Source organism: Streptomyces sp. NPDC091279 (assembly GCF_044757465.1).
Lineage (GTDB): Bacteria > Actinomycetota > Actinomycetes > Streptomycetales > Streptomycetaceae > Streptomyces.
In genome coordinates, this window is the sequence record NZ_JBIVVA010000001.1 from 295428 (window position 1) to 319502 (window position 24075).

The window sequence follows — 24075 nt, forward strand, 5'->3', positions numbered from 1 at the left end:
CGCCGCGCGCGGTGCGCTCAACGTCGTTCCAGGAAGGTCAGTACCAGGTCGACGCTCTGTCCCGTCACCTCCTGGGTGACGGGGCCGTGTCCGAACAGGGCCCGGTAGTAGACGGGGGCGGCGAGCGCGTCGAGGACGAACTCCATGTCGAAGTCGGCGCGGATGTCCCCCCGGTCGGCGGCCGCCCGCAGCCGACGGGCCGTGGAGGAGCGCCGGGAGCGGAACACGGAGTCGAGGAACTCCCGGCGCAGCTCCGGCTGTTGGGCGAGGTCGGCGACCAGGGCGGGCAGCACCCGGCTCAGGCTCGTCGAGGTGAGGGCGTCGACGAGCGTCCCGACACCGGCTCGCAGGTCGGCCCGCAGGTCCCCGGTGTCGGGTGTGGGTTCCGGGCCCAGGGCCGAGGCGAGGGCCTCCGCGACCAGGTGCTGTTTCGAGGGCCAGCGCCGGTAGATCGCGGGCCGGTAGACCCCCACCCGGGCGGCGACCTGGCTGATCGTGGTGGCCGCGTATCCGGTCTCCGCCAGCAGTTCGAGGGTGGCGCGCAGCACGGCCGCGTCGATCTGCGGGTCCTTCTTGCGCCCGGCCGTGCGGGCGGAGGGGGGTGTCGAGCTGGGGGGCACAGGGCTGCCTTCCGGTGCGGTGGGAGGGGTGCGCCCGGCCGGCCCGCCTGCGCAGGGCCACTCTGCCCGCTGCGGTCCGGTGCACCCACGAACTGATTCAGTACACCTTGTATCGTAATCGCGACGTCGACACCCACCCGCAGATCGGACGGTCCGCCATGCCCCTCGACTCCTCCGTCTCCTCACCCGAGGCGGAGCCTGCCCCCGCCCCCCGGTCGCCCTCCCTGGGCGGCCCGTTATTACTCGTCGCCCTGATCCTGCTCGCGCTCAACCTCCGCTCGCCGATCACCTCCGTCGCCCCGCTGCTGCGGCCCCTCCAGACCGACCTGCGCCTGAGCGAGACCACGGTCGGTGTCCTCACCTCCCTGCCGGTGCTGTGCCTGGGCCTCTTCGCGTTCGTCGCCCCGCGCCTGGGCCGCCGTTACTCCACGCGCGTCCTGCTCACGCTCTCCCTCGTCGTCCTCACCGTGGGCGCGCTGGTGCGGGCCGGTACCTCGCCGCTCGCGCTGTTCGTGGGAACGGTGCTGGTCGCGGCGCCGATCGGGATAGCCAACGTGCTGATACCGGGGCTCATCAAACGCCGGTTCCCGCAGTCGGTGCCGAGGGTGTCCGCGTTCTACTCCAGCGCCCTCACCTTCGGCGCGGCGGCCGGCCCCGCGGTGGCGGTGCCGCTGGCCGACGCGACCGGCTCCTCCTGGCGGACCCCGCTGCTGATCCTCATCGTCCCGCTCTCGGTACTGACGGCGCTGGTGGTGCCGTTCGCCCTCGGCCGTGAACCGCGCGCCGAGGAGCCGCCGACGGCACCCGCGCCGCAGCCCGGCACCCGGTCCACGGGGCTCTGGCGCAGCGCGCTGGCCTGGCAGGTGACCGTCTTCTTCGGCGTGCAGGCGCTGCTGTCGTACACCGTCTTCGGCTGGCTGCCGACCATCTGGCAGGACCGTGGCCTGAGCCCGACCTCCGCCGGGCTCGCCCTGTCCCTGTGCAACGCCGTGGGGGTGCTGGCCGCCTGGGTGCTGGCCGTCGCCGGGCGGCGCTTCGCCGACCAGCGGCCGGCCGGTGTGACCGTCGCCTGCCTGACGGCCTGCGGCCTCACCGGGATCGTGCTCGGCCCCACGGCCCTGCTCTGGCCGTCGGTCGCGATCCTCGGCCTCGGACTCGGCGCCGGGTTCGCGCTGGCGCTCAGCCTGTTCGCGCTGCGTTCCCCGGACGCGCCGACGACCGCCGCCCTGTCCGCCATGGGCCAGGGCATCGGCTATCTGATCGGCGTCCTGGGCCCGCTGGGCGCGGGCGCGCTGCACGACGTCACCGGCACCTGGGCCTGGCCCCTGACCGTGCTGCTGCTCGCCTGCGCCGTCCAGATCACGGCGGCCCTCACGGCGGGCCGGGTCCGCACGGTCACGGCCGTCGCCCGCTGACGGGAGAGGGCCCCGGGGGGAGCGGGAAGCCGGTGCGCAGCGGCCTGGACCGTGCGCTGCTCGCCTGCGCCCTCCAGATCACGGCGGCGGCCCGGCCCCTCACGGCCACGGCTGGCGCCCGCTGACAAGGGCCACCCGGGGGAGGGCGGGGCACACACGGTGGAGACCGGTCGGGCACATGCCACCGGCACGACCACCACCGGCCGGACCGGGCGAAACGGCCGCCCCCGGGTGCCCCGTCCTCACCGGCGGCCGAGCCGAATGGGCGTTCCGCTGCCAGACTGGTGCAGAAGAAGGGGTGCGTCAGGGGACGCGGCTTCCCGCGCGGGGCGCCCGGCCCCGGCCACCGTGAACGGGCCAGGCGGCACACCGGAGGCACCGTGGCGGGACGCGTACCGGAGGACTTCGCCGTCGTCATCGACGCCGGTGGCACGGTCCTGGCGTGGGGCGCCGGAGCGGAGCGGCTGCTCGGGTACCGGGCCGCCGAGATCGTCGGCCGCCCCGCCGCCGGACTGCTCGCCGCGGGCCTGCCCGAGTCCGCCCGGCGCCACGCGGTCACCGGCCACCGGGTGGCCACCGAGGTCGCGCTCAGACACCGGGGCGGCGACCGCGTCGTGGTCCGGCTCCAGGGCACCCCGCTGGCGGACTCGGGGCCCGGACGGCTCTGGCTGGTGACCCCGGCCACACCGGCGAGCGTGGCCGGACGGGCCGAACCGGGCGCCGAGGCCCTGTGGGACCTCACCCTCGCGCAACTCCCGGTGCCGGTCGCGGTCTACGACCTCGACGCCCGGCTGGTCGCCGCCAACGCCTCCATGGCCCAGGTGATGGGCATGACGGTGGCGGAGATGCGGGGCAAGACCCTGTGGGAGATCGAGTCCAACCCGCCGTTCGACGAGTACGACCGGCTGCAACGGCAGGTCCTGCGCACCGGCGAGACGGTGTTCCACGAGGCGCACGGCAAGGCGCCGGGGGAGACCCGCGAGCACGCCTGGTCGATGTTCATGTCCCCGCTCACCGACGAGAGCGGCACGGTCAGGGGAGTGTCGGCGGCCGTCTTCGACACCACCGAGCAGCACTGGGCCCGCCGCCGCCTCGTCTTCCTCAACGACGCCGGTGCCCGCATCGGCAGCACCCTGGACGTGACCAGGACCGCCGAGGAACTCGCCGACGTCGTCGTCACCGGCTTCGCCGACTTCGTCACCGTGGACCTGCTGGAGTCCGTCGCCCAGGGCGACGAGCCGGGACCGCTGCCCCGGGACGAACCCGTCGCCCTGCGCCGCACGGCCCAGCGGTCCGTCCTCGACGGCTGCCCGGAGTCGGTGGTCGCCACCGGTGACCGGGCCGTCTACCCGGTCGGGACCCCGCCGACGCGCACCCTCATCGCCGGCCGGGGCACCCGGCACACGGCGGGCGAGCCCGGCATGCAGGCCTGGATCAGGTCCGCCGAGGCCCGCGCCGAGTCCGTCACCAAGTACCTGATCCACTCGGTGATGCTGGTGCCGCTGCGGGCCCGGGGCGTGACCCTCGGCATGGTGCACTTCCTGCGCCACCGCACCGCCGAGCCCTTCACCGAGGACGATCTGCTGCTCGCCGAGGAGATCGTCGCCCGGGCCGCGGTGAGCATCGACAACGCCCGCCGCTACACCCACGAACGCCGCACCGCGCTGGCCCTGCAACGCAGCCTGCTGCCCGACCGGCCCCGGGACCTCGCCGCGATGGAGGTGGCCTACCGCTATCTCCCGGCCGGGCCCGGCGTGGACGTCGGCGGCGACTGGTTCGACGTGATCCCGCTCTCCGGCGCCCGGGTCGCGCTGGTCGTCGGCGATGTGGTGGGCCACGGCATCCACGCGTCGGCCACCATGGGCCGTCTGCGCACCGCCGTGCGCACCCTCGCGGATGTCGACCTCGCCCCCGACGAACTCCTCACCCAACTCGACGACCTGGTCATCCGGCTCGACCGGGAGGAGGGCCCCGAGGCGCGCGGACGGTCCGGCGACGCGTCCGGCGAGGTCGGCGCCACCTGCGTGTACGCCGTGTACGACCCGGTGTCCCGACGCTGCACCATGGCCCGCGCCGGGCATCCGCCGCCCGCCCTGGTCCTGCCCGACGGCGAGGTACGGTTCCTCGATCTGCCGGCCGGGCCGCCGCTCGGCCTCGGGGGTCTGGCGTTCGAGGCCGTCGAGGTGGAGCTTGCGGAGGGCAGCCTCCTCGCCCTCTACACCGACGGTCTGGTGGAGGCGGCCGACCGTGACATCGACGTCGGTCTGAGCCGGCTGCGCCGGGCGCTGAGCGGTCCGGCCGCGCCCCTGGAGGAGACCTGCGACCAGGTGCTGCGTACCGTGCCGGGCGACCGTCCCGGCGATGACATCGTGCTGATGCTGGCCCGCACGGCCGCGCTCGGCGCCGACGCGGTGGGCACCTGGCGGCTGCCCCGCGACCCCGCCGCCGTCGCGGGCGCCCGGAAGAAGACGGGCGAACAACTCGCCCGATGGGGTCTGCCGGACGCGGTGTTCGCCACCGAACTCATCGTCAGCGAACTGGTCACCAACGCCGTCCGCTACGGCACCGACCCCATCGAACTCCGCCTCATCCGCGACGCCACCCTCATCTGCGAGGTCTCCGACGGCAGCAGCACCGCCCCCCACCTGCGCCGCGCCCGCGTCTTCGACGAGGGCGGCCGCGGCCTGATGCTGGTGGCCCAGATCGCCGAACGCTGGGGCACCCGCCAGACCCCCACCGGCAAGACCATCTGGGCGGAACAGACCTTGCCGGAGGAGACGAGAAAACCGTGAGAACGGCGACAACGGCGACAACGGCGACGAGGGCAACGCGCGCCGGACGCGCCCGAGTTGCTCCGGCCGGCCTGGGCCGGTCGTGCCCCTGGCCCGGCTTCAACGCGCCCTAGTCGTCGTGCAGTTCCCGGTAGGCCCTGATCGCACCCGGGTGCAGGGGGACCGGGCCCGTGGAGATCAGGCTGCGGACGTCGAGGAACTGGGTGCCCAGGGCCGTGGTGGGGACCAGCTGGGCGGCCCGGCGGACCAGGACGTGGGTGAGGGCGGCGGCGGTCGGAACGGGGAGGTCGGGGCGGCACAGCAGGAGGTTGGCGACGCCGATGGTGGTCACCTCGGGCGTCCCCCGGTACGCCCCCGCCGGCACCGTCACCGCCTCCAACCCCGAACCGGCCGCTCCGGTACCGGCCCGCAGCCGGGGCAGCAGTCCCGCCAGGGGCAGCAGCCGGATGCCGGGCCGGGCGCCGAGACCGGCCAGCACCGGCAGCGGGACCCCGCCCGCGACCAGCACGGCGTCCACGTCCCCGGCCCGCAGCGCCCGCCCCGCCCGTGGCATCAGCAGATGGCGCACCCGCACGTCGACGCCCGGCGTCAGCCCCGCCGCCCGCAGCAGCCGCTCCCCGAGCACCGCACCGCCGGACCCGCTCGCCCCCAACGACACGGTCCGCCCGGCCAGTTCGGCGACGGTGTGGACCCGCGCCCGCGAACGCACCGCCAGCTGGACGTAGTTCTCGTAGACCCGGCCGATCGCCCGCAGCGGCACCCGCCGCCCGAACGGCGGTGAGCCGCCGTGCGCGGCCCACGCGATGTCGGCCAGCGCGAGCGCCAGTTCGGCCCGGCGGGCGTGGAGCAGGCGGACGTTGGCCACACTGCCCTCGCTGGGGACCTCCGTGCAGGACAGCCGTGGGTAGTCCGCCCGGATCTGACCGACGAGGAGGCGGCCGAACGCCGCGTAGAACCCGTCGGCCTCGCCGGTCGCGATCCGCAGCCCGCCCGCCGGAGCGCCGTCCAGGTGCCGGGCGTCGGAGGCCGGGGCGAGCGCGAGCAGGCCGGTGCCCGCGGTGGCGAGGGCCGCGCGCAGAGCGGTGCGGCGGGCGGGGCCTGTCATGGCGCGTCCCCGGTGGTGTGGGGTGCGGGCGGCTCGGCCCGGGGGAGGAGCGCCCGCACCCGCAGACCGTGCGGGTGGACGGCCGCGCACGCGACGCGGCCGCCGCGACCGGCCACCAGGCGCTCGGCGATCGCCAGGCCGAGGCCGCTGCCCCGCACGCCACGATGCCGTTCCGCACGCCAGAAACGGGTACCGGCGCGGGCGAGTTCCCCGGCCTCCAGCCCCGGCCCGTCGTCCCGCACCTCGCACACCGCCTCCGCGCCCGAGGCGAAGCAGCGGACCTCGACGCGGGCGCCCTCACCCGCGTACTTGATCGCGTTGTCGAGGAGGATGCCGGCCACCTGGGCCAGTTCGTCCGCCGTGCACGCCATCAGCACGGCCGGCCCGGGAACGACGGTGAGGCGCACCCCGGCCCGGTCCGCCGCCGACCGCCACAGCTGGACCTGGGCGCCGGTGACCGCCGTCGCGTCGCAGCGGGCTCCCCGGCCGCCGGTGACGGACAGTTCACCGGCCCGGTGCTCGGCGTCGGCGAGGGCGAGCAGGTCGTCCAGGAGGTGTTCCATGCGGGCGAGTTCGGCCGTCACGCCGGTGTAGGTGCGGGCGGCGGAGGCGGGCAGCCGGGGTGCGAGCAGGTCGATGCGGATACGCAGGGCGGCGAGCGGATTGCGCAACTGGTGCGAGGTGTCCGCGACCAGCCGACGCTGCTGCTCCAGGGCGGTGGTCACGGCGTCGGCCATCCGGTTGAAACCGGCGGCGAGCTGGCGCAGTTCGGGAGGGCCGCCCGCCCGCGCGTGCTCCGGCGGCAGCCCGGCCGCCAGCGCGCCGACCGCCCGGTCGAGCCGGTGCAACGGCCGCACCACCCACCGCGTGGCCCGGCGGGCGAGCAGCACACAGGCCGCCGCGATCACGCCCGCCCCGGCAAGGACGAGTGCCCAGCGCAGGGCGATGTCGTCGGCGGCGCCCCGCACCGAGGCCCGCAGCACCACGGCTCCGGAGACCCGGGTGCCGGTGCCCACCGGGCGGGCCAGCATCCGGTCGGCGCGCGACCAGGGGCGCAGCGCGCCGCCGGACGACACCGGCTGGTTGCGCAGCGCCGCGTCCACCAGCCGGGCGACGGCCGGGTCGGCGGCCCGCAACCCGCCCGTCTGCACCAGCGCCGCCCGGCGGGCGTCGACGACCACGACGGCCTCCCCGTACAGCTCGGTGTACCGGCTCGCCTCGGCCCGCAGCACGCTGCTGTCGCCGGTCTCGGCGGCCTGTTCGGTCAGCCCCGCGAAACGGTCCAGGTCGGCGGTGCGCGCCGCGACGAGCCGTTGGGTGCGCTGCGACGCGGTGACGCCGAGCAGCGGAACGGCGAATCCGGCCACCGCGAGCACCGCGAAGGCCAGGACGACGGAGAGCACCCGGGTACGCATGAGAGGTCCGGCCCCGTCGGCTCAGCCGCCGAACCGGTAGCCGAAGCCGCGGATCGTGGTCAGCACCTCGGGACGGCCGAGCTTGGCCCGCACCTGGGTGAGATGGACGTCGAGCGATCGGGACACCGCGAGATACGCGTCGCCCCACACCTCGTCGAGGACCTGTTGGCGGCTCACCGCGCTGCCGGCCCGCGCCGCCAGCACCGCGAGCACCGCGAACTCCTTGGTCGTCAGCCGCACTTCGGCCCCGCCGACCAGCACCCGGCGTGCGTCCAGGTCGACTTCGACATCACCGGCGCGGACCACGGGCGACGCCGGGACCACCCGGACGGAGGTGCGGCGGGCCACCGCCTCGATACGGGCGAGGAGTTCGGCCAGCCGGACCGGCTTGACGAGATAGTCGTCGGCGCCCAGCCGCAGGCCGCGCACCACCGACCGTTCGTCGCCGCGCGCGGTGAGGACGACCACCGCGACGGCGCTCACCGCCCGCAGTTTGCGCAGCACGTCGAGGCCGTCGAGGTCGGGCAGCCCCAGATCGAGCAGGACCAGATCGGCCTGCCGGTGCCGGGCGAGGACCTCCTCGCCGCGCCGCACCCGGGTCGGGAGATGGCCGTACTCGTACAGGGCCTCGGTCAGCGCACCCGCCACCCCGTCGTCGTCCTCGGCCAGCAGCACGTGCACGCCCGACTCCCCCTCCTGCTCGCGCCGTTCAGTCGCGAGGCGGATGGGCCGCCCCGGGCGCGTCCTCGTCCAACGGCGATCCGTCCGATGTCTCGCGCATCCGAATGTAGACGAGCAGCGAGATCAGCACGCAGCCGGTGACGTAGAAGAAGTACCAGTTCTCGTGCCCGGCGTCCTTGAACCACAGGGCGATGTACTCCGCCGTCCCGCCGAACACCGCCACCGTCAGCGCGTACGGCAGACCGACGCCGAGCGCCCGGATCGCCGTCGGGAACAGCTCGGCCTTCACCACCGCGCTGATCGACGTGTACAGCGAACTCACCGCCAGCGGCACCAGCATGAGCAGGAACGCGTACACCGGATCGCTGGTCCGCGACAGCAGGGTGAGCGACGGCACCACCACCACGGTGCCGAGCACCCCGAACGCGATCAGCATCGGACGCCGCCCGACCCGGTCCGACAGCAGCCCCATCACCGGTTGCAGCACCACGAACACCAGTAGCGCGCAGAAGTTGATCCAGGCCGCCGTCGGCTTCGCGATCCCACTGGTGTTGACCATGAACTTCTGCAAATACGTGGTGTACGTGTAGAAGAACAGCGTGCCGCCCATGGTCAGTCCGACCACGGTCAGACACTGCCGGGGGTAGGACAGCAGCATCCGCAGACTGCCCCGCGCCGGACCGCCGCCCGCCCGGTCCGCGTCCTCCTCGGCCGCCGCCCGCTCGAAGCTCTCCGACTCGTCCATGCCCCGCCGCAGCCACAGCACGACGACGGCCCCCGCCGCGCCGACGACGAACGCGACCCGCCACCCCCACGCGTCCATCTGCGCGGCGCTGAGCACCTGTTGCAGCACGATCTGAAGGCCGAGCGCCGTCAACTGCCCGGCGATCAGCGTCACATACTGGAAGCTGGAGTAGTAGCCGCGCCGCCCCGGCGTCGCCACCTCCGACATGTAGGTGGCCGACGTCGAGTACTCACCGCCGACCGAGAGTCCCTGCAACAGCCGTGCCGCCACCAGCAGCACCGGCGCCGCCACCCCGATCGACCCGTACGACGGCGTCAGCGCCACGATCAGCGAACCGGCCGCCATCAGCGACACCGACAGCGTCAGTGCCGCCCGCCGGCCACGCCGGTCGGCGTACCGGCCGAGGACCCAGCCGCCGATCGGCCGCATCAGGAAGCCGACGGCGAACACGGCGGCGGTGTTGAGGAGTTGGGCGGTCTGGTCGCCGGAGGGGAAGAACGCGGCGGCGAAGTAGACGCTGAACGCGGTGTAGGCGTACCAGTCGTACCACTCGATCAGGTTGCCGATCGACCCGCGCACGATGTTGCTGACGACCCTGCGCTCGCCCCGAGGTGATTTCGGTGCGCGCGCGGCTGTGCTCTGTGTGGCCATCACCACTCCCTTGTCCGCGGCCCGGAACCACACAGGGTCGACGGCGCGACCGGGCCGATCAATATCGGGCACCAACTCCTAACGGTCCCTTAAGAATGAATCGTCCGACCCCGCACGCACCCCTCGGCAACCGGACCAACCCCGGTTCAGGGACCCGGGGTTGGTCCGCGCTGTGGTGCGGGCCGCCGCCGTTACGACAGCTTGAGCACCGAGAAGTCGTCGCAGTAGCCCGCCGCCGAACCGGAGTTCTTGTAGCAGTACACCGACGCCGAGGTGGTCGAGGCACCCGTGGTGAAGAAGACCGGCTGCTGCGTGTACGACGTCGTCGAGCCCCGCAGATACGTCTCCGTGCCGCCGAAGCCCTTCACACCGACCGCCACCTCCTCACCGGCGGTGGCCGACTTCACCCACCCCGTCAGCAGGTAACTGGCGCCCGCCGCAAGGCCGGTGACCGTCTGCGCGGCACCGCTGGCACTCGCCCCGGTCCGCAGCGCGTACGTGCCGGTGCGGGCGTCGGACGACGCCACGCTCGACGCCGTTGCCGTGCTCTGCGTCCAGGGGGTCAGGGCGCCGGTCTCGAAGCCCGGGTCGGTGACCGCGTTGCCGGCCGACGACAGCCGCTCCACCGCCAGGTCGTCGCAGTAACCCGCGCCGGTGCCGCCCGCGTTCTTCCAGCAGTAGACGGTCGCCGACGTCGTCGAGGCGCCCGTGGTGAACACCACCGCCGCCTGCGCGTACGCCGTCGCCGCGAGGGTGGTGTACGTCTCCGTGCCGCCGAAGCCCTTCGCGCCGATCGCCAGGGTCTCGCCCGCCGTGGCCACCTTGCCCCAGCCGGTCAGCAGATACGTGGTCGACGGCGACAGACCGGACAGCGTCTGGTTGACGCCGCTGCCGCTCGCCCCGGTGGTCAACGCATAGTCACCGGTACGGGAGTTGGCCGCCGTGACCGACGCCGCCGAGCCGCTCGCCTGCGTCCACGAGGACGAACTCCCCGTCTCGAAGCCGCCGTTGCCCAGCAGCGTGCCGCCGGTGCCGTTGTAGGCGCCGATGTTGGGGGCCGCCGTCGCGGAGACGGTGTTGCCGAAGGCGTCGAGGCCGCCGTTGGCGGAGATGACCGCGCCCGCCCGGATCACCGGCGACGACGCGTGCACCTGGTAGGCGTTTCTGCCCGTGTACGCGGACGACGTGTCGGCGTTGCCCGGGTTGCGGAACTCCGGGTCCGACGTCACCTTCGCCGTGTCGGCCGGTTCGCGGGAGGGATGGTTGCCGTAGAAGAGGTTGTGGGAGTAGGTCGAACTCCCGGTCGTGGTGAAGTAGGTGCCGGAGCCGTAGTTGAAGACGGCGTTGTTCTGGAAGGACAGCGCGCCGCTGATCGACGAGCCGGAGCGGGAGTACAGGATCGGGGTGCTCAGCCCGTCCCGGACCGAGAACGTGTTGTTGTAGAACTGCGGAACGGCGGACGCGCTGCCGCTCTGGTTGGGGACCCCGCCCACGAAGTGCAGGACGCCGCCGCCGTGGGTCTGGGTGCCGGAGGCCGGGCAGCCCGAGTTGCTGCCGTCGTTCTCGCTGATGTTGTAGCGGACCACCGTGCCGTCGCTGGGAACGGTCGAGGTGGGCTCGTTCGCGATGGTGAAGGGCGGCATCACCAGCAGGAAGCCGCCGAGGTTCTGGTGGCTGTAGTTGTACTGGAACGTGGTGTCGTGGTTGCCCCAGTCCACATCGAAGCCGGTGCCGTCGGCGCCGTTGACATGGCAGTACACCTCGTTGTTCTGCACGACGGTGTCGTTGCTGCCGGACATCCAGATGCCGGCCGAGGCGCCGTTGCAGTACTGGCCCGACGGCGGGCAGGTCGACGTGGCGCCGCCGTAGCCCGCCTTGTTGCCGTCGATGAGCGCGCCGTCGTTCTTCACCACGAGGATGTCGTCGGCGCCGTCGTACGTCATCGTGTTGCCGCGGATGACGGTGTTCGTGGTGAGGCCGGTGCCCTGGCCGTCCGCGTCCGGGGTCACCGCCACCGCTATCCGGTCCACATGGTCGAACGTGTTGTTCTCCACGACGACGTCGTCCCACGTCGAGACCGGCGTGGTGTGGTCGGTCTGGACGCCGACGCCCGCGTTGGTGGAGTACCAACCGCCGCCGTAGCCCGCGATGTTGTGGATGTACATGTCGTGCACGTGGATGTGGTGCAGCACCCCGCCGGAGCTGTTCTCCGCGAGGACGCCCGAACGGTACGCGGGCGAGGAGGCGTTGTCGATCAGCTCCAGGCCGCCGATGTCCCAGTACTGCTGGTTGAGCAGGTGGATGACCGCGCCGGTGGCGCCCGCCGCGTCGATGACCGGCTTGGCGCCGGAACCGTAGGCGCCGATGGTGATGTCGCTGCCCGAGGCACCCGAGCCGCCCGGGGAGAGCTGGCCGGTGCAGGTGGTGCCGGCCTTGAAGAGGATGCTGTCGCCCGCGGTGAACGTGGTGCCGTTGACGCTCGTGAGCGAGTTCCAGGGGCTGGCGCTGGAGCCGCTGCCGTTGCTGGTGGCCGAGCAGTCCACGTAGTGACTGGCCCCGGCCGCCGAGGCGTTGGTGGCGGTGACGGGGACGAGCAGGGCGCCGGTCAGGGCGGCGAGCAGGGCGAGGACCCGGGGCGTCCCGGTCCTGGTCCGGCCGCCGGTGCGACGGTTGGCGGGAACTGGTCGGTCGGGTGAACCGAATCTGCGACGCTTCATTGCGCGCTCCTTGGATGGGTGGATGTGTCCCTTGCCGCTGCGTGCGGCGAGATTCCCCTCTTCACCAGGCGCGATGCCGGTGGCAGCCGGTGCGCCTGGAGCGTGTGGCTGTCCCGGCGCCGCTGTCGACGGCGCCGGGACAGCACGGAGCCAAGTCCCCCTGGACTCCGGTTCGTTACGGCTCGCGCGCTACCAACTCGCCAGCGAGCCGTCCGCGTTGCGCCAGACCGGGTTGCGCCAGCGGTGGCCGCGTTCGGCGGCGGCGCGCACCTTCTCCTCGTCGACGGTGATGCCGAGGCCGGGCGCGGTCAGCCGGTGGATGTACCCGTCCCGCACCTCGAACGGCGACGCGTCCGCGAGATAGCCGAGCAGGCCGCTGCTGTCGCCGTAGCCGATGCCGAGCGACTGTTCCTGGATGAGGAAGTTCGGTACGGCGAAGTCGAGTTGGAGGCTCGCGGCGAGCGCGATCGGGCCGAGCGGGCAGTGCGGGGCGACCAGCACGTCATGGGCCTCGGCCAGGGCGGCGATCCGCCGGGTCTCCGAGATGCCGCCCGCGTGACTGATGTCGGGCTGCGCGACCGCGATGCCCGTCCCGAGGACCTCGCGGAAGTCCCAGCGGGAGAAGAGGCGTTCACCGGTCGCGATGGGGATGGAGGTGGCCCGCACGACATCGCCGAGGTCGCGGGTGAACTCCGGCAGCACCGGCTCCTCGACGAACATCGGCAACAGCGGTTCCAGGTACGGCAGTACACGCCGGGACATGGCCCCGCTGAAACGGCCGTGGAAGTCGAGGGCGAGGTCGCGGTCCGGTCCGATGGCCTCCCGCACGGCGCTGACCCGGGCGACGATCGCCTCGATCGCGGCGGGCGTCGCGAGCGGCTCGATCTGCGCGCAGGGGTTCATCTTGACGGCGGTGAGCCCCTTGGCGACCTGACCGGCGGCCGACTCGGCGAGTTCCTCGGGGCTCTCGCCGTACAGCCAGCCGTAGATGCGGACGCGGTCGCGGACGTGGCCGCCGAGGAGTTGGTGCACGGGGACGCCGTGGGTCTTGCCCGCGATGTCCCACAGGGCCTGGTCGATCCCGGCGAGGGCGCTGCTGAGGACCGGGCCGCCGCGGTAGAAACCGCCCTTGGCCAGCATCTGCCAGTGCTCCTCGATGCGGGCGGGGTCCTGGCCGATCAGGTAGTCGAACATCTCCTCGACGGCCCGGGCCGTGGTGTGGGCCTTGCCCTCCACGATGGGCTCGCCCCAGCCGGATATCCCCTCGTCGGTGTCGACACGCAGGAACAGCCAACGCGGCTCGACGAAGAACAGCTCGTATCCGGTGATTTTCATACTGCGGACCTCCGGGTCCTACGGGAAGCAACGGCAACAGACCACGGCCACGGCCACGGGAGCCGGACCGAGCTGAGAGCGCCTTGCGGGTGCGGGTGCGGGTGCGGGTGCGGGTGCGGGGTGTGGGGTGTGGGGTGTGGGTGCGAGGCGTGGGGCAGGGCGTGCGAGTACTACGGGTACGGGTGCCCGGCGGAGAATCGCCCTGCGGGTACTACGGGTCGTACGGGCGCGGGGCGGGGGAGAGACCTTGCGGGTGCTACGGGTGCTACGGGTGTGGACAAGGGAGTTGGTCGCAGCCCCGAGCACGACCGCAGCCCCCGATATCCCCCCTCACTCCCTGCTCCTGCTCCTCCTACTCCTCCTGCTGCTCCTCCTCCTACTCCTGGGAGCTGATGCTGCGGCCGCCGTCGACGACCAGGTTCTGGCCGGTGATGAAGGACGCGTCGGCGGAGCCGAGGAAGGCGACGGCGGCGGCGATGTCCTCGGGTTCGCCGAGCCGCCCCACCGGGGTCCTGGCGGCGGTCCGCACCCGGTACTCGTCCGGCGCGTCGGTCCACAGCCCCGTCTCCACGGCCCCCGGCAGCACCGCGTTGAACCGGACGCGCCCCGCGTACTCCACGGCCAACTGCCGCACCAGCGCGGAGACTCCGCCCTTCGCCGCCGCGTACGCGGGGAAGCCCTTGAAGCCGAGCACCGCGTGCACGGAGCCGGTGACGACGACCGCGCCGCCGGCCGCCGTGAGCAGCGGAACGGCGGCCCGGACGCCGTAGAACACCGAGTCGAGGGCCAGCCGCATTTGGTCGTGCCAGGCGGCGTCGTCGAGTTCGTGGGCGGCGCCGGGGAGGTTGCGCCCGGCGTTGAGGTGGAGCAGGTCGAGGCGGCCGGTCCACTCCTGGACGGCCCGGATGACGTCGGGCCAGGCGTCGGGCGCGGTGACGTCGAGGCCCAGGTGGCGCGCGTCCCCGCCCTTGGCGCGGATCTCGTCGGCCACCCGTGCCGCGCCCGCCGCGTCCACGTCGGTGATCAGCACGGAGGCGCCCTCGTCGGCGAGGCGTCGGGCGGTGGCCGCGCCGATGCCGGAGGCGGCGGCGGTGAGCAGGGCCGTACGGCCGGTGAAACGGGAGGGGGCGGGGGTGGTGCGGCTCATGGGGTTCCTCTCGGCGTGACCGGCCCGTCCGGTCATCCGTTCTTCGTGGCGTCCTTCGTGCGGTCCTTCGTGGTGCCCTTGCCCCTAGGGGCTGCGGTCCCCTAGGGGCAACCCCTCTCAGGGACCGCCCCGTAAGGGACCGGCCGATGACCGTTCAGGCTCGTCCGGCCCGTCCGGTCAGGTCAGCTCATCGGTCCTACGGGTCCTACGGGTCCTACGGGTCGTACGGGTCCTACCGGTCAAGCCCTACGGGTCGTACAGGCCAGGCCGCACAAGGGAGTTGTACGGCTCCACCAGCTCACGTCACCCCGCCTTGCCCAGGCACCCCGCCTTGCCCAGGCGCCCCGTCCTGCCCGGGCGGCGGCCCCGCCGTCGACCCCCGCAGCACCAGCCGGGGTTCCGTCGGGACGACCACGTCCCCGGGCGGTTTGCCCTCGATCTCGGCGACGAGGGCGTCCACAGCGGCGGTGCCCAGTTCGTGCAGGGGCATCGCGACCGTGGTGAGCGGCGGCGTCAGATAACCGGCGACCGGGAGATCGTCGTTGCCGACCAGGGAGATGTCCTCCGGGATGCGCAGGCCATGTTCGTGGATGGCCCGCATCGCCCCGATGGCCTGGGCCAGGGAGCTGGTGTACACCGCCGTGACCCGGGGTTCGCCCGGGGCCGGGGTGAGCAGGGCGCGGGCGGCGGTGGCGCCACCCTCCTCGGTGAAGTCACCGGCGGCGACCGGCGCCGCGCGCAGCCCCAACTCGCCCGCGTGTCGCAGGAACGCGTCCCTGCGGTCCTCCCCGGGGGTGATGCCGGGCGGCCCGGCGATATGGCCGATCGCCCGATGGCCGAGCTGGTGGAGATGGTCGAGGGCGGTGACGCTCGAACGGGCCACGTCCATGGTGACGTTGCGGCCCGAACCCTTGACGGCACGGTTGAGGAAGACGTGCGGAACCGGGTTGCGGCTCAGGGTCTCCAGCAGAGGATGGTGCGGACGGGCCGAGGCGATGAGCAGGCCGTCGACGCGACCCTCCTTCACCAGGTCGTTGAAGGTCTCGTCGGCCTCCTGCCCGTCGAAGTCCTCGGCCAGCAGGGAAAGATAGCCCAGCTCACGGGCGCGCTGGTAGGCGCCGCGCGAAATGGTCACGTACGTCGGGTTGTTGAGGGCCGGCACCAGCAGGGCCAGGGCGTGGGTGCTGGCCCCGGCCAGCGCGCGGGCCCCGGAGTGCGGGCGGTAGCCCAGGGCGGCGGCGACCTCGTGGACCCGCTGTCTGGTCTCGGGCCGGACGGAGAGGTCCTGCCGTCCGTTGAGCACCTTGGACACCGTCGCCTTGGAGACTCCCGCCTCCCGTGCGACGTCCACCAGCCGTGCCCGTACGGGCTGTTCAGCCACGCGAATCCTCCCTGTCAACCACGCTGTCGACTGCTCCGAACCGTCGTGCGCATCATGCCCGACTGCCGGGTTCGCCCGGGGTGTGGCGATCGGCGTGCGGTGTTGCGTTTGACCTCTTGACACCTTCTGGCGCCGCAACCTAGCGTTCGCCGAAGTCGTTGGTCAACCGGTTTCCCCAAGTGGATTTCAGTGATATATCCATTCAGGCCCGGTCAGGTCCGACGGTCTTCGCGCAGCCGACGGGACTCGGCGAAACGGAAGACCGTCAACATTCCGTAGAAGAACCCCGCAATCAGCACGTTTCTGCGGGCAACCCCTGCAAGCACGATGAATCGGCCTGCGCCGATGATGGGTGAGGTGTGCAATGAAGCGCTCCGGGAGACTGCTCGCGGTCGCCACCACGGTCGCCGCCCTGGCGGCATCGCTCGCCGCCTGCGGCGGCGGTGCGGACGCGACGTCCGCCGACGGGACGGTCACGCTGCACGTCGAGGCGTGGAAGGGCGGCGGCGCGGAACCCGCGAACATCGCCGAGATCAACAAGGCGTTCGAGAAGGCGCATCCGAAGATCAAGGTCGACTTCACGTACACCACCGCCGACCCCACGTACACGCAGAAGCTCCAGCCCGAGCTGCTCGGCGGCAAGGCCGGCGACGTGATCATGGTCGACGCGGACAAGGCGAAGAAGTGGGGCGCCTCCGGCTACCTCGCGGACCTGTCCGGCGAGTCCTGGGCGAAGAACATATCCCCGGCCGCGAAGCCGTTCGCACAGAGCGGCGGCAAGACGCTCGCCATGCCGATGGAGCTGATCGGCATCGGCCTGTACGCCAACATGGACCTGCTGAAGAAGGCCGGCATCACCGAAGTGCCCGCCGACTGGCCGACGTTCCTCGCCGACCTCGCCAAGGTCAAGAAGGCCGGCATCACCCCGCTCTCCCTCCCGGACAAGGCCGGCTGGACCGGCAGCTCGGTCTTCCAGGCGAGCGGCTCGACCACCGTCTACCGGAAGAACACGAAGTGGGACGCCGACTTCCTGGCCGGCAAGACGTCCTTCGCGGCGGACTGGAAGGAACCCCTCGCCCAGCTCAAGACCCTCGGTGACCGGGGGTATGTGAACTGGAAGGACGAGCTGGGCGTCGACGAATGGTCGCAGGGCGCCCAGGACTTCAGCGCCGGCAAGAGCGCCTTCTGGTACCAGGGCGCCTGGCAGGTCTCGCAGATCAAGAAGGCCGGATTCCCAGTCTCGTTCGCCCCCTGGCCGGGCGGCGCGGCGGGCACCAAGCCCAACGCGATGCTGTTCTCCGGCACCATGTGGGGCGTCAACTCCCAGTCGCAGCACGCCGACGCGGCCAAGGAGTACGTCACCTTCTGGTCCCGGAGCGCGAATCTGGCGAAGTACCTGGACGCCGAGCACGCGGCCTCGCCGTTCACCGGCGGCACCACCCCCGAGGCGACGGAGACGTCGGTCTTCAACGCCGCCTTCAAGGAAGGCCGTTACCGGGTCCTGCCCTCCAGCACCTGGTACGGCACCCAGGCGGAGACCGACACCGGCTCCAAGATCCAGGCGTATCTGCTGGGCCAGTCCTCGGCGGCGCAGACGCTGAAGGACATCCAGACGGCGGCCACCGCCAAGTAACCCCGCGTTTCAGGGACGTACCCGGCCACTTCCGTCGGCCGCCGTGGTGCGGGCGCGTGCTGTCCCGCGCGGGTGCCCCCACCGCGGCCCGCCCGACCCCAGGCCTGTCCGGCCAAGGAGGATTCCCCCGTGTTCCACCGACGGCGCGCCACCATGGCCGCCTTCCTGCTCCCCGCGATCGCCATGTACGCCCTGTTCATCCTGTATCCGCTGTTCCGGGGCGTGTATCTGAGCTTCACCGACAGCCTGGGCGGCCCCATCTCCCACTTCGTCGGCATGGACGAGTACACGGCGATGGCGGACGACGCGCAGGTCTCGGCGGCCCTGTGGCACACCGTGCTCTACGCCGTCGTGGTCGTCGTCGCGCAGAACGCCCTCGGGCTGCTCTTCGCGTCGATGCTGTTCCGCCGCCCGAGGGTCCGCAAGGTCCTCAACGTGGTCCTGCTGACCCCGACCCTCATCTCCCCGGTGATGGCCGCGTTCATCTGGTCCTACCTCTTCGCCCCCAGCGGCGGTCTGAACGCCCTCCTCGACGGGGTGGGCCTCGGCGGGCTGCGGCACGTGTGGCTCGGCGACCCGCACACCGCGTTGCTCTCGGTGGCCACCGTCAACATCTGGATGTTCACCGGCTACTCGTGCGCGATCTTCCTCGCCAGCTACCTCAACATGCCGACCGAACTCCTCGAAGCCGCCGCCCTCGACGGCGCGAGCGGCTGGCAGCGCTTCCGCAGCATCGAATGGCCGCTGCTGGCGCCCGCGCTCACCGTCAACATCACCCTCAGCCTCATCGGTTCGCTCAAGGTCTTCGAGTTCCCGCTCGTCCTGACCAACGGCGGCCCGGCCGGCGCCACCGACACCCTCACCCTGCTCGTCTACCGCAACATCTTCGGCGGCGGGAAGTTCGCCTACGGCGTCGCCCTCGCGGTGCTGCTCCTGGTGACCGTGGTCGTCCTGTCCAGCGCGACCAACTCCCTGCTCAGGCTGCGCGAACGCCGCGTATGACGACCCACGCGCCCACGCAACGGCCGTCTGCGGCAGCCCAGTTCACCGCGCACCGGACGCACCCGAGACAGCACCCCGTTGGAATCGGACGGATCACCCCATGACCTCACCCCTCTCCGCACCGGAGACCCTCCGCCCCGCACGGCGGCCCGAGACCCCCCGACCCCAGGGCGGCCCGCCCGGCGCCCGCTGGACACCGCGCCGGGTGGCGGGCGGCGTCGGCACGGCCGTGCTCTGCCTAGGCACACTGCTGTTCGTGCTGCCGTTCGTCTTCACGATCGTCACCTCGCTGCGCACCGCCGCCGACGTCGCCCGCTCCCCGCTGGGCCTGCCGCACTCCTTCACCCTGAAGAACTTCGCGCAGGCCTTCAGCCAGATCCACTACGGCCCCAGCACCCTCAACACCCTGCTGATCACCGGGCTTTCGTGCGTGTGCATCACGGTGCTCGGCGCGCTCGCGGGCTATCCGCTGGCCCGGATCACGGCGGGCTGGTCGACGGCCGTGTACCGGCTGTTCATCCTCGGCACGTCGATCCCGGTGTTCGTCGTGGTGGCGCCGCTGTACCTGCTGATGCGGGACCTGAACCTGCTCGACACCTACGCCGGCGTCGTCTTCATCTACACGGCCCTCAACCTGCCGTTGGCCGTGTTCTTCTACACCAGCTTCATCCGCACCATCCCCACCGACGTCGAGGAGGCGGCGGCGCTCGACGGGTGCGGCGCGCTGCGCACGTTCTTCGTGGTCATCCTGCCGCTGCTGCGGCCGGTCACCAGCACCCTGCTGACCTTCATCTCGCTCCAGATCTGGAACGACCTGCTGATCCCGCTGGTCTTCCTCCAGGACCCGGGCAAGCGCACGGTCATGGTGAACGCGTACTCCTTCATCGACCCGCACACCGTGCAGCCGACCACGCTGTTCCCGGCCGCGCTGCTGGGCGTGCTGCCGCTGCTGGTCATCTTCATCTTCTTCCAGCGCCAGATGGTCGCCGGAATGTCGGCGGGAGCGGTCAAGTGACCCCACCGGAACCGACGGGCCGTCAGAATGCCGAACGGCCCTCTATCACACCCCAGTTGGCCCGTACCCGGGTCATGGCCATTCTCAGGTCGGCCGACGCCTACGGGCTGCCCGCCGCGGCCCGGGCCCTCGCGGCCGGCGGCGTCACCTGCCTGGAGGTCACCCTCACCACCGCCGGGGCGCTCGACGCGATCGCCTGCATCCGCGACGAACTCGGCGCGGACGTCTCCGTCGGCGCCGGAACCGTCGTCACGGCGGCGGACGCCCACGACGCGCTGGCGGCGGGCGCCGAGTTCCTGGTCGCGCCCATGGTGGCCCCGGACGTCATCCGCACCGCCGCCGACCGGGGCATCCCCTTCTACCCCGGCGCGTGGACACCGACCGAGGTGGTCACGGCCTGGCAGTGCGGCGCGGCCGCGGTCAAGCTGTTCCCCGCGGCCACCGGCGGCCCCGCCCATCTGCGTCAACTCCGGGCCCCACTCCCGGAGATCCCCCTCGTCGCGGTCGGTGGCGTGGACCTCGCCGAAGCGGGGAAGTACAGAGCCGCCGGGGCGTTCGCCGTGGGCATCGGCTCCCCGCTGCTGCGCGGCGCCGACCGGGCCCCCGCCCCGGAGGAGCTGAACGCCCTCACGGCACGGGCCCGCGCACTGCTGGAATCGGTCAGGCCCGACACCGGGGCCGAGGAGAGGCATCTGTGAACAGCCGCAAGCCGGTCGAAAGCGACGAGCCCTACCTCGTCACCGTGGGCGAGACCCTCGGCGTGCTGTCCGCCGCCGGACCAGGACCGCTCACCCTGGGCACCAGCCTGCGCCTCGGCATCGCCGGAGCCGAGTCCAATGTCGCCGTCGGTGTCAGCCGCCTCGGCGGCCGGGCCACCTGGATCGGCCGCGTCAGCGACGACGAACTCGGTGAACTGGTGCTGCGCGAGCTGCGCGCCGAGGGTGTCACCGCGCTGGCGGTCCGCGACCCGGCCCCGACCTCGCTGCTCCTCAAGGCGCGGCGCACCAGCACCCAGCACCGCATGCGCTACTACCGGACGGCCACGGCAGGCATCCGCCTCGCCCCCGAGGACATCCCGGAGGCCGTGGTGGCCGGGGCGAGGGTCCTGCACATCACCGGCATCACCCCGGCCCTCGGGACCGAGCCGGCGCGCGCGGTCCGGCGGGCGGTGGACATCGCCCGCGGCGCCGGGGTCCTGGTCTCCCTCGACATCAACTTCCGTTCCCTGCTGTGGAACGAGGCCGAGGCCCGCGAGGAGATCCTGCCCCTGCTGCGCGACAGCGACCTCGTCTTCGCGGGCCCGCACGAGGCGCGGCTCGCGGTGCCCGACCGCCACGAACCCGAGGAACTGGCCCAGGGCATCTGCGCGTTGGGCCCCGCCGGAGCCGTGATCAAGCTGGGCGAGGACGGTGCGTTCGCCCTGCTCGACGGCCGCCCGTACCGCCAGCCGGCGCTGCCCGCCCGGGTCCACGACTCGGTGGGCGCGGGGGACGCGTTCGTCGCGGGGTACCTCGCCGAACTCCTGACCGGCGCACCGGCTGCGGTCCGCCTCGACACGGCCGCCCGCCTCGGCGCCTTCGCGGTCGGCACCGAGGGCGACTGGGAGGGCCTGCCCCGACGGGCCGAACTCGCCCTCCTCGACCACCACGACGACGTACTCCGCTGACGCCACCCGGGCACCGGACCCGTCCGCGCCGTCCGTCCCCCGCCGTACGAGGAACTGAACTCACATGTCACACGCCACAGTTGATGGACCGTCAATGAGCAATCCAGCAGCGCCAGTCGGTGTCTCCGTCCTGACCGGGTCCTACACGCCCGACACCGGGGGCGAGGGGATCGGACTCACCGCCCTCCGTCTCACGCCCGAGGGCGGGCTGACCGCCCTGGACGCGGTCGCCGCCCGGGGGGCGTCGTTCCTCGCCGCGCACCCGACACTGCCGGTCGTCTACACGACGCACGAGTCGACGCCGGGCGCGGTCGGCGCGTTCGCGCTGCGGGACGGCGGGGCGCCCCTCCCGCTGGGGGCGCCCCTGACCAGCGGCGGCGCGAACCCCTGCCACCTCACGGTGCACCCGGGCGGCGCCTTCCTCCTCACCGCCAACTACGGCACCGACACCCTCCCCGGCACCGTGGCCGTCCACCGCCTCGACGCGGACGGCAGGCTCGCGGACCTCACGGACGTCGTCGAGCACGAGGGGTCGGGCCCGGTCACCGGCCGCCAGGACGGCAGCCACGCCCACCAGATCCTTCCCGACCCGGCGGGCCGCTATCTCCTCGCCACCGACCTCGGCGCGGACGCGGTGTTCACCTACGAACTCGACGCCGACACCGGGAAGTTGACGCAGGTCGCCGTGAGCCGGATGCGGGCCGGCTCGGGACCGAGGCACCTCGCGTTCGCGCCGTCCGGGTCCCTGGTGTTCAGCGCCGACGAGTTGTCGTCGACGGTCACCTGTCACCGTTACGACCCGGCGACCGGCACCCTGCACGCGCTGTCCCGGGTGCCCGCCACCGCCGTCGCGGACGTCCCCAACCAGCCCGGCGGCATCGTCGCCTCGCCCTGCGGCCGGTTCGTGTGGGTCACCAACCGGGGCGCGGACACGGTGGCCGCGTTCCGCCTCACGGGCACCACGCTCGCACCGCTCGGCGAGACCCCCGGCGGCGGCAGCTGGCCCCGCGGCCTGACCCTGGCCCCCGGCCGTCTCCTGGTGGCCAACCAGCACAGCGGCACGGTCGCCGCCCTGCGCATCCAGGACGACGGCACACTGGCCGAGGCCGAGACGGCGGCCATCGCACCGGTGGCCTCCGTGGTCTGCGCGCTGGTGCTCGGCGGCTGACCGACGCACCCTCCGAAGCACCCGGCTCACGAACCCCAGGTCACTGACCTGGGGTTCCTGCATGTGTGAGGGCCTCGCGGGCGGGGGGCCGTCCACGGAACGGGCATCATCTTCAGATTGGCTGAATTTGGTGTTACTTTTACCCGCGTCACGAGTCCCAGCGACAAGCCCCGGCTTGCTGGGCGGCAACCCTCCTTCTGCGGTGGGGTGCCCCGGGTGATGACACGGCTCCCTGCGCACTCCGGTGTGCCGGGGGCAAGCGCGGACCTGTCGCTCAGGTCCAGGACCTGGGACGGGAGCATGGCATGACAGTCAGCACACCACGTCACGCCCCGTCCCGTCGGCCCTCCGCCGCGCGGCTCCCGCCGGTCGAGCGGACGCTGATCACTCACTCACGGGTCGGCCCGCAGCGCGCCGCCACCCCGCACGGAGGAGCCCTCCACCAATGAGATCCGTCCTGTCCCGCCGCCCTCGCGGCCGCCGTTTCCTGCCGGTCGTCGTGGCGGCCGGCACCGCCACCGTCCTGTCCGTCGTCACCGGATGCAGCGTCGACACCGGCGGTGGCTCCGGCTCCTCCTCCCAGGGCAAGGGCGAGGAGATCACCGTCACCGCGTTCGCCGGAGAATGGGGCGCGCTGTTCAAGAAGTCCTTCGTCGACCCGTTCGAGAAGGACACCGGCATCAAGGTGAACCTCGTCTACGGCGCCGACGCCGGCTGGCTCACCAAACTCCGGGCGGCCGGCGGCAAGGACGCGCCGTTCGACGTCGTCGCCCTCACCCCCGGCTCGCTGCACCAGGCGGTCGGCGGCGATCTCCTCCAGCCGCTCTCGACGGCCGATCTCAGCCACTGGAAGCAGCTCGACCCGGTCCTGACCCGGCAGTCCACCCTCGGCGGTTCCTCCTACGGCGTCCCGCTGACCACCGGCTCCAACGGTCTCGTCTACCGCACCGACAAGATCAAGCAGGCGCCCGAGGACTGGAACGACATCTTCGACAAGAAGTACTGCGGCCATGTCGCGCTGCCCCCACTGACCTACAACGCGGGCCTGGAGTTCTTCTCCGCGCTGGTCTCCGAGGGCGGCGGCAAGCTGTCCGACCCGGCCGCCGTGGACAAGGCCTTCGACAAGCTCGCCCAGCTGAAGGGCTGCGTGTCGGCCTACCCGGCGGACGCCGGCAGCGTCTCCACCGTCCTCCAGAACGGCGACGCCTGGATCGTGCCGTTCTGGGACGGCCGCGCCTTCGCCATGGAGAAGGAAGGACAGCCGATCGGCTTCACCTACCCCGCCTCCGGCGCCGTCGGCGCGCTCACCTCGTACTACGTGCCCAAGGGGACCGCGCACAGCAAGGCCGCCTACACCTTCCTCGACTACCTCAGCTCGGCCCAGCACCAGAAGCCGTTCGCCGAGGGCACCTTCTACGGCGGCGGCAACGACTCCATCGACTACAGCCCCGCCTTCAAGAAGAAGGTGAAGTACGGCGAGGCCGTCTACCAGAAGTTCACGTGGGTCGACTACACGACGGCGACTCCCCGGCTGAACCAGTGGCAGCAGCGCTGGAACCAGATATTCAAGTGAGCGGCGATCCTCAA

General features: G+C 72.4%; 18 protein-coding genes and 1 riboswitch. Of the genes, 9 read left to right on the forward strand and 9 right to left on the reverse strand.

The features are described 5' to 3' along the window. Positions 1-17: 17 nt before the first annotated feature. A complete protein-coding gene (locus ACIQOU_RS01185; RefSeq protein WP_401532816.1) occupies positions 18-620 on the reverse strand; it encodes a TetR/AcrR family transcriptional regulator in 603 nt (200 codons plus the stop codon). A gap of 107 nt (positions 621-727) precedes the next feature. Here ACIQOU_RS01185 and ACIQOU_RS01190 point away from each other — a divergent pair, with 107 nt between their 5' ends. After that, positions 728-2035, forward strand: coding sequence for an MFS transporter (locus ACIQOU_RS01190; RefSeq protein ID WP_401532817.1), 1308 nt, complete (start codon positions 728-730; stop codon positions 2033-2035). 380 nt (positions 2036-2415) lie between these two features. Then, complete coding sequence (locus ACIQOU_RS01195) at positions 2416-4827, forward strand: SpoIIE family protein phosphatase (RefSeq protein ID WP_401532818.1); 2412 nt, start codon at positions 2416-2418, stop codon at positions 4825-4827. A gap of 109 nt (positions 4828-4936) precedes the next feature. Here the strand turns inward: ACIQOU_RS01195 and ACIQOU_RS01200 are convergent, their stop codons facing one another. The 8 genes from ACIQOU_RS01200 to ACIQOU_RS01235 all read right to left on the reverse strand — a co-directional run bounded on the left by ACIQOU_RS01200 (position 4937) and on the right by ACIQOU_RS01235 (position 16004). Further along, positions 4937-5932 (reverse strand): TAXI family TRAP transporter solute-binding subunit, encoded by a 996-nt coding sequence (locus tag ACIQOU_RS01200; RefSeq protein WP_401532820.1) that lies wholly within the window; start codon positions 5930-5932, stop codon positions 4937-4939. After that, a complete protein-coding gene (locus tag ACIQOU_RS01205; protein WP_401532821.1) occupies positions 5929-7347 on the reverse strand; it encodes an ATP-binding protein in 1419 nt (472 codons plus the stop codon). The genes ACIQOU_RS01200 and ACIQOU_RS01205 overlap by 4 nt, the downstream gene beginning before the upstream one ends. Positions 7348-7368: 21 nt before the next feature. Further along, entirely contained in the window at positions 7369-8028 is a 660-nt protein-coding gene (locus tag ACIQOU_RS01210; protein WP_401532822.1) for a response regulator transcription factor, read from the reverse strand. A 28-nt stretch (positions 8029-8056) separates the two neighbouring features. Further along, positions 8057-9424 (reverse strand): MFS transporter, encoded by a 1368-nt coding sequence (locus ACIQOU_RS01215; RefSeq protein ID WP_401532823.1) that lies wholly within the window; start codon positions 9422-9424, stop codon positions 8057-8059. Positions 9425-9615: 191 nt separating this feature from the next. Beyond that, complete coding sequence (locus ACIQOU_RS01220) at positions 9616-12141, reverse strand: right-handed parallel beta-helix repeat-containing protein (RefSeq protein WP_401532825.1); 2526 nt, start codon at positions 12139-12141, stop codon at positions 9616-9618. Positions 12142-12330: 189 nt separating this feature from the next. Beyond that, the gene (gene dgoD, locus ACIQOU_RS01225) at positions 12331-13476 is read right to left on the reverse strand and encodes a galactonate dehydratase (RefSeq protein ID WP_401532826.1); all 1146 of its coding nucleotides are present in this window, start codon (positions 13474-13476) and stop codon (positions 12331-12333) included. Positions 13477-13852: 376 nt separating this feature from the next. Further along, positions 13853-14623 (reverse strand): SDR family NAD(P)-dependent oxidoreductase, encoded by a 771-nt coding sequence (locus ACIQOU_RS01230; RefSeq protein ID WP_401532828.1) that lies wholly within the window; start codon positions 14621-14623, stop codon positions 13853-13855. 298 nt (positions 14624-14921) lie between these two features. After that, the gene (locus tag ACIQOU_RS01235; protein ID WP_401532830.1) at positions 14922-16004 is read right to left on the reverse strand and encodes a LacI family DNA-binding transcriptional regulator; all 1083 of its coding nucleotides are present in this window, start codon (positions 16002-16004) and stop codon (positions 14922-14924) included. Positions 16005-16368: 364 nt separating this feature from the next. Here ACIQOU_RS01235 and ACIQOU_RS01240 point away from each other — a divergent pair, with 364 nt between their 5' ends. From ACIQOU_RS01240 to ACIQOU_RS01270, 7 genes are all read left to right on the forward strand, one after another. Next, complete coding sequence (locus ACIQOU_RS01240; protein ID WP_401532832.1) at positions 16369-17637, forward strand: ABC transporter substrate-binding protein; 1269 nt, start codon at positions 16369-16371, stop codon at positions 17635-17637. 129 nt (positions 17638-17766) lie between these two features. After that, entirely contained in the window at positions 17767-18639 is an 873-nt protein-coding gene (locus ACIQOU_RS01245; RefSeq protein ID WP_401532833.1) for a carbohydrate ABC transporter permease, read from the forward strand. A 100-nt stretch (positions 18640-18739) separates the two neighbouring features. After that, a complete protein-coding gene (locus tag ACIQOU_RS01250; protein WP_401532835.1) occupies positions 18740-19654 on the forward strand; it encodes a carbohydrate ABC transporter permease in 915 nt (304 codons plus the stop codon). Next, on the forward strand, positions 19651-20352 hold the full coding sequence (locus ACIQOU_RS01255) for a bifunctional 4-hydroxy-2-oxoglutarate aldolase/2-dehydro-3-deoxy-phosphogluconate aldolase (RefSeq protein ID WP_401532837.1): 702 nt from the start codon (positions 19651-19653) through the stop codon (positions 20350-20352). The genes ACIQOU_RS01250 and ACIQOU_RS01255 overlap by 4 nt, the downstream gene beginning before the upstream one ends. Further along, a complete protein-coding gene (locus ACIQOU_RS01260) occupies positions 20349-21320 on the forward strand; it encodes a sugar kinase (RefSeq protein ID WP_401532838.1) in 972 nt (323 codons plus the stop codon). The genes ACIQOU_RS01255 and ACIQOU_RS01260 overlap by 4 nt, the downstream gene beginning before the upstream one ends. A 94-nt stretch (positions 21321-21414) precedes the next feature. Then, a complete protein-coding gene (locus ACIQOU_RS01265; RefSeq protein ID WP_401532841.1) occupies positions 21415-22488 on the forward strand; it encodes a lactonase family protein in 1074 nt (357 codons plus the stop codon). Between the two features lie 146 nt (positions 22489-22634). Beyond that, positions 22635-22756, forward strand: a riboswitch (SAM riboswitch). Positions 22757-22933: 177 nt separating this feature from the next. Then, complete coding sequence (locus tag ACIQOU_RS01270) at positions 22934-24061, forward strand: PotD/PotF family extracellular solute-binding protein (RefSeq protein WP_401532842.1); 1128 nt, start codon at positions 22934-22936, stop codon at positions 24059-24061. The last annotated feature ends 14 nt before the right edge of the window (positions 24062-24075 follow it).

Bases quoted from the DNA above. Each gene is read 5' to 3' on its own strand.
- ACIQOU_RS01200 (WP_401532820.1), bottom strand. From the start codon at position 5,932: ATGACAGGCCCCGCCCGCCGCACCGCTCTGCGCGCGGCCCTCGCCACC.
- ACIQOU_RS01205 (WP_401532821.1), bottom strand. From the start codon at position 7,347: ATGCGTACCCGGGTGCTCTCCGTCGTCCTGGCCTTCGCGGTGCTCGCG.
- ACIQOU_RS01215 (WP_401532823.1), bottom strand. From the start codon at position 9,424: ATGGCCACACAGAGCACAGCCGCGCGCGCACCGAAATCACCTCGGGGC.
- ACIQOU_RS01220 (WP_401532825.1), bottom strand. From the start codon at position 12,141: ATGAAGCGTCGCAGATTCGGTTCACCCGACCGACCAGTTCCCGCCAAC.
- dgoD (WP_401532826.1), bottom strand. From the start codon at position 13,476: ATGAAAATCACCGGATACGAGCTGTTCTTCGTCGAGCCGCGTTGGCTG.
- ACIQOU_RS01230 (WP_401532828.1), bottom strand. From the start codon at position 14,623: ATGAGCCGCACCACCCCCGCCCCCTCCCGTTTCACCGGCCGTACGGCC.
- ACIQOU_RS01240 (WP_401532832.1), top strand. From the start codon at position 16,369: ATGAAGCGCTCCGGGAGACTGCTCGCGGTCGCCACCACGGTCGCCGCC.
- ACIQOU_RS01250 (WP_401532835.1), top strand. From the start codon at position 18,740: ATGACCTCACCCCTCTCCGCACCGGAGACCCTCCGCCCCGCACGGCGG.
- ACIQOU_RS01265 (WP_401532841.1), top strand. From the start codon at position 21,415: ATGAGCAATCCAGCAGCGCCAGTCGGTGTCTCCGTCCTGACCGGGTCC.
- ACIQOU_RS01270 (WP_401532842.1), top strand. From the start codon at position 22,934: ATGAGATCCGTCCTGTCCCGCCGCCCTCGCGGCCGCCGTTTCCTGCCG.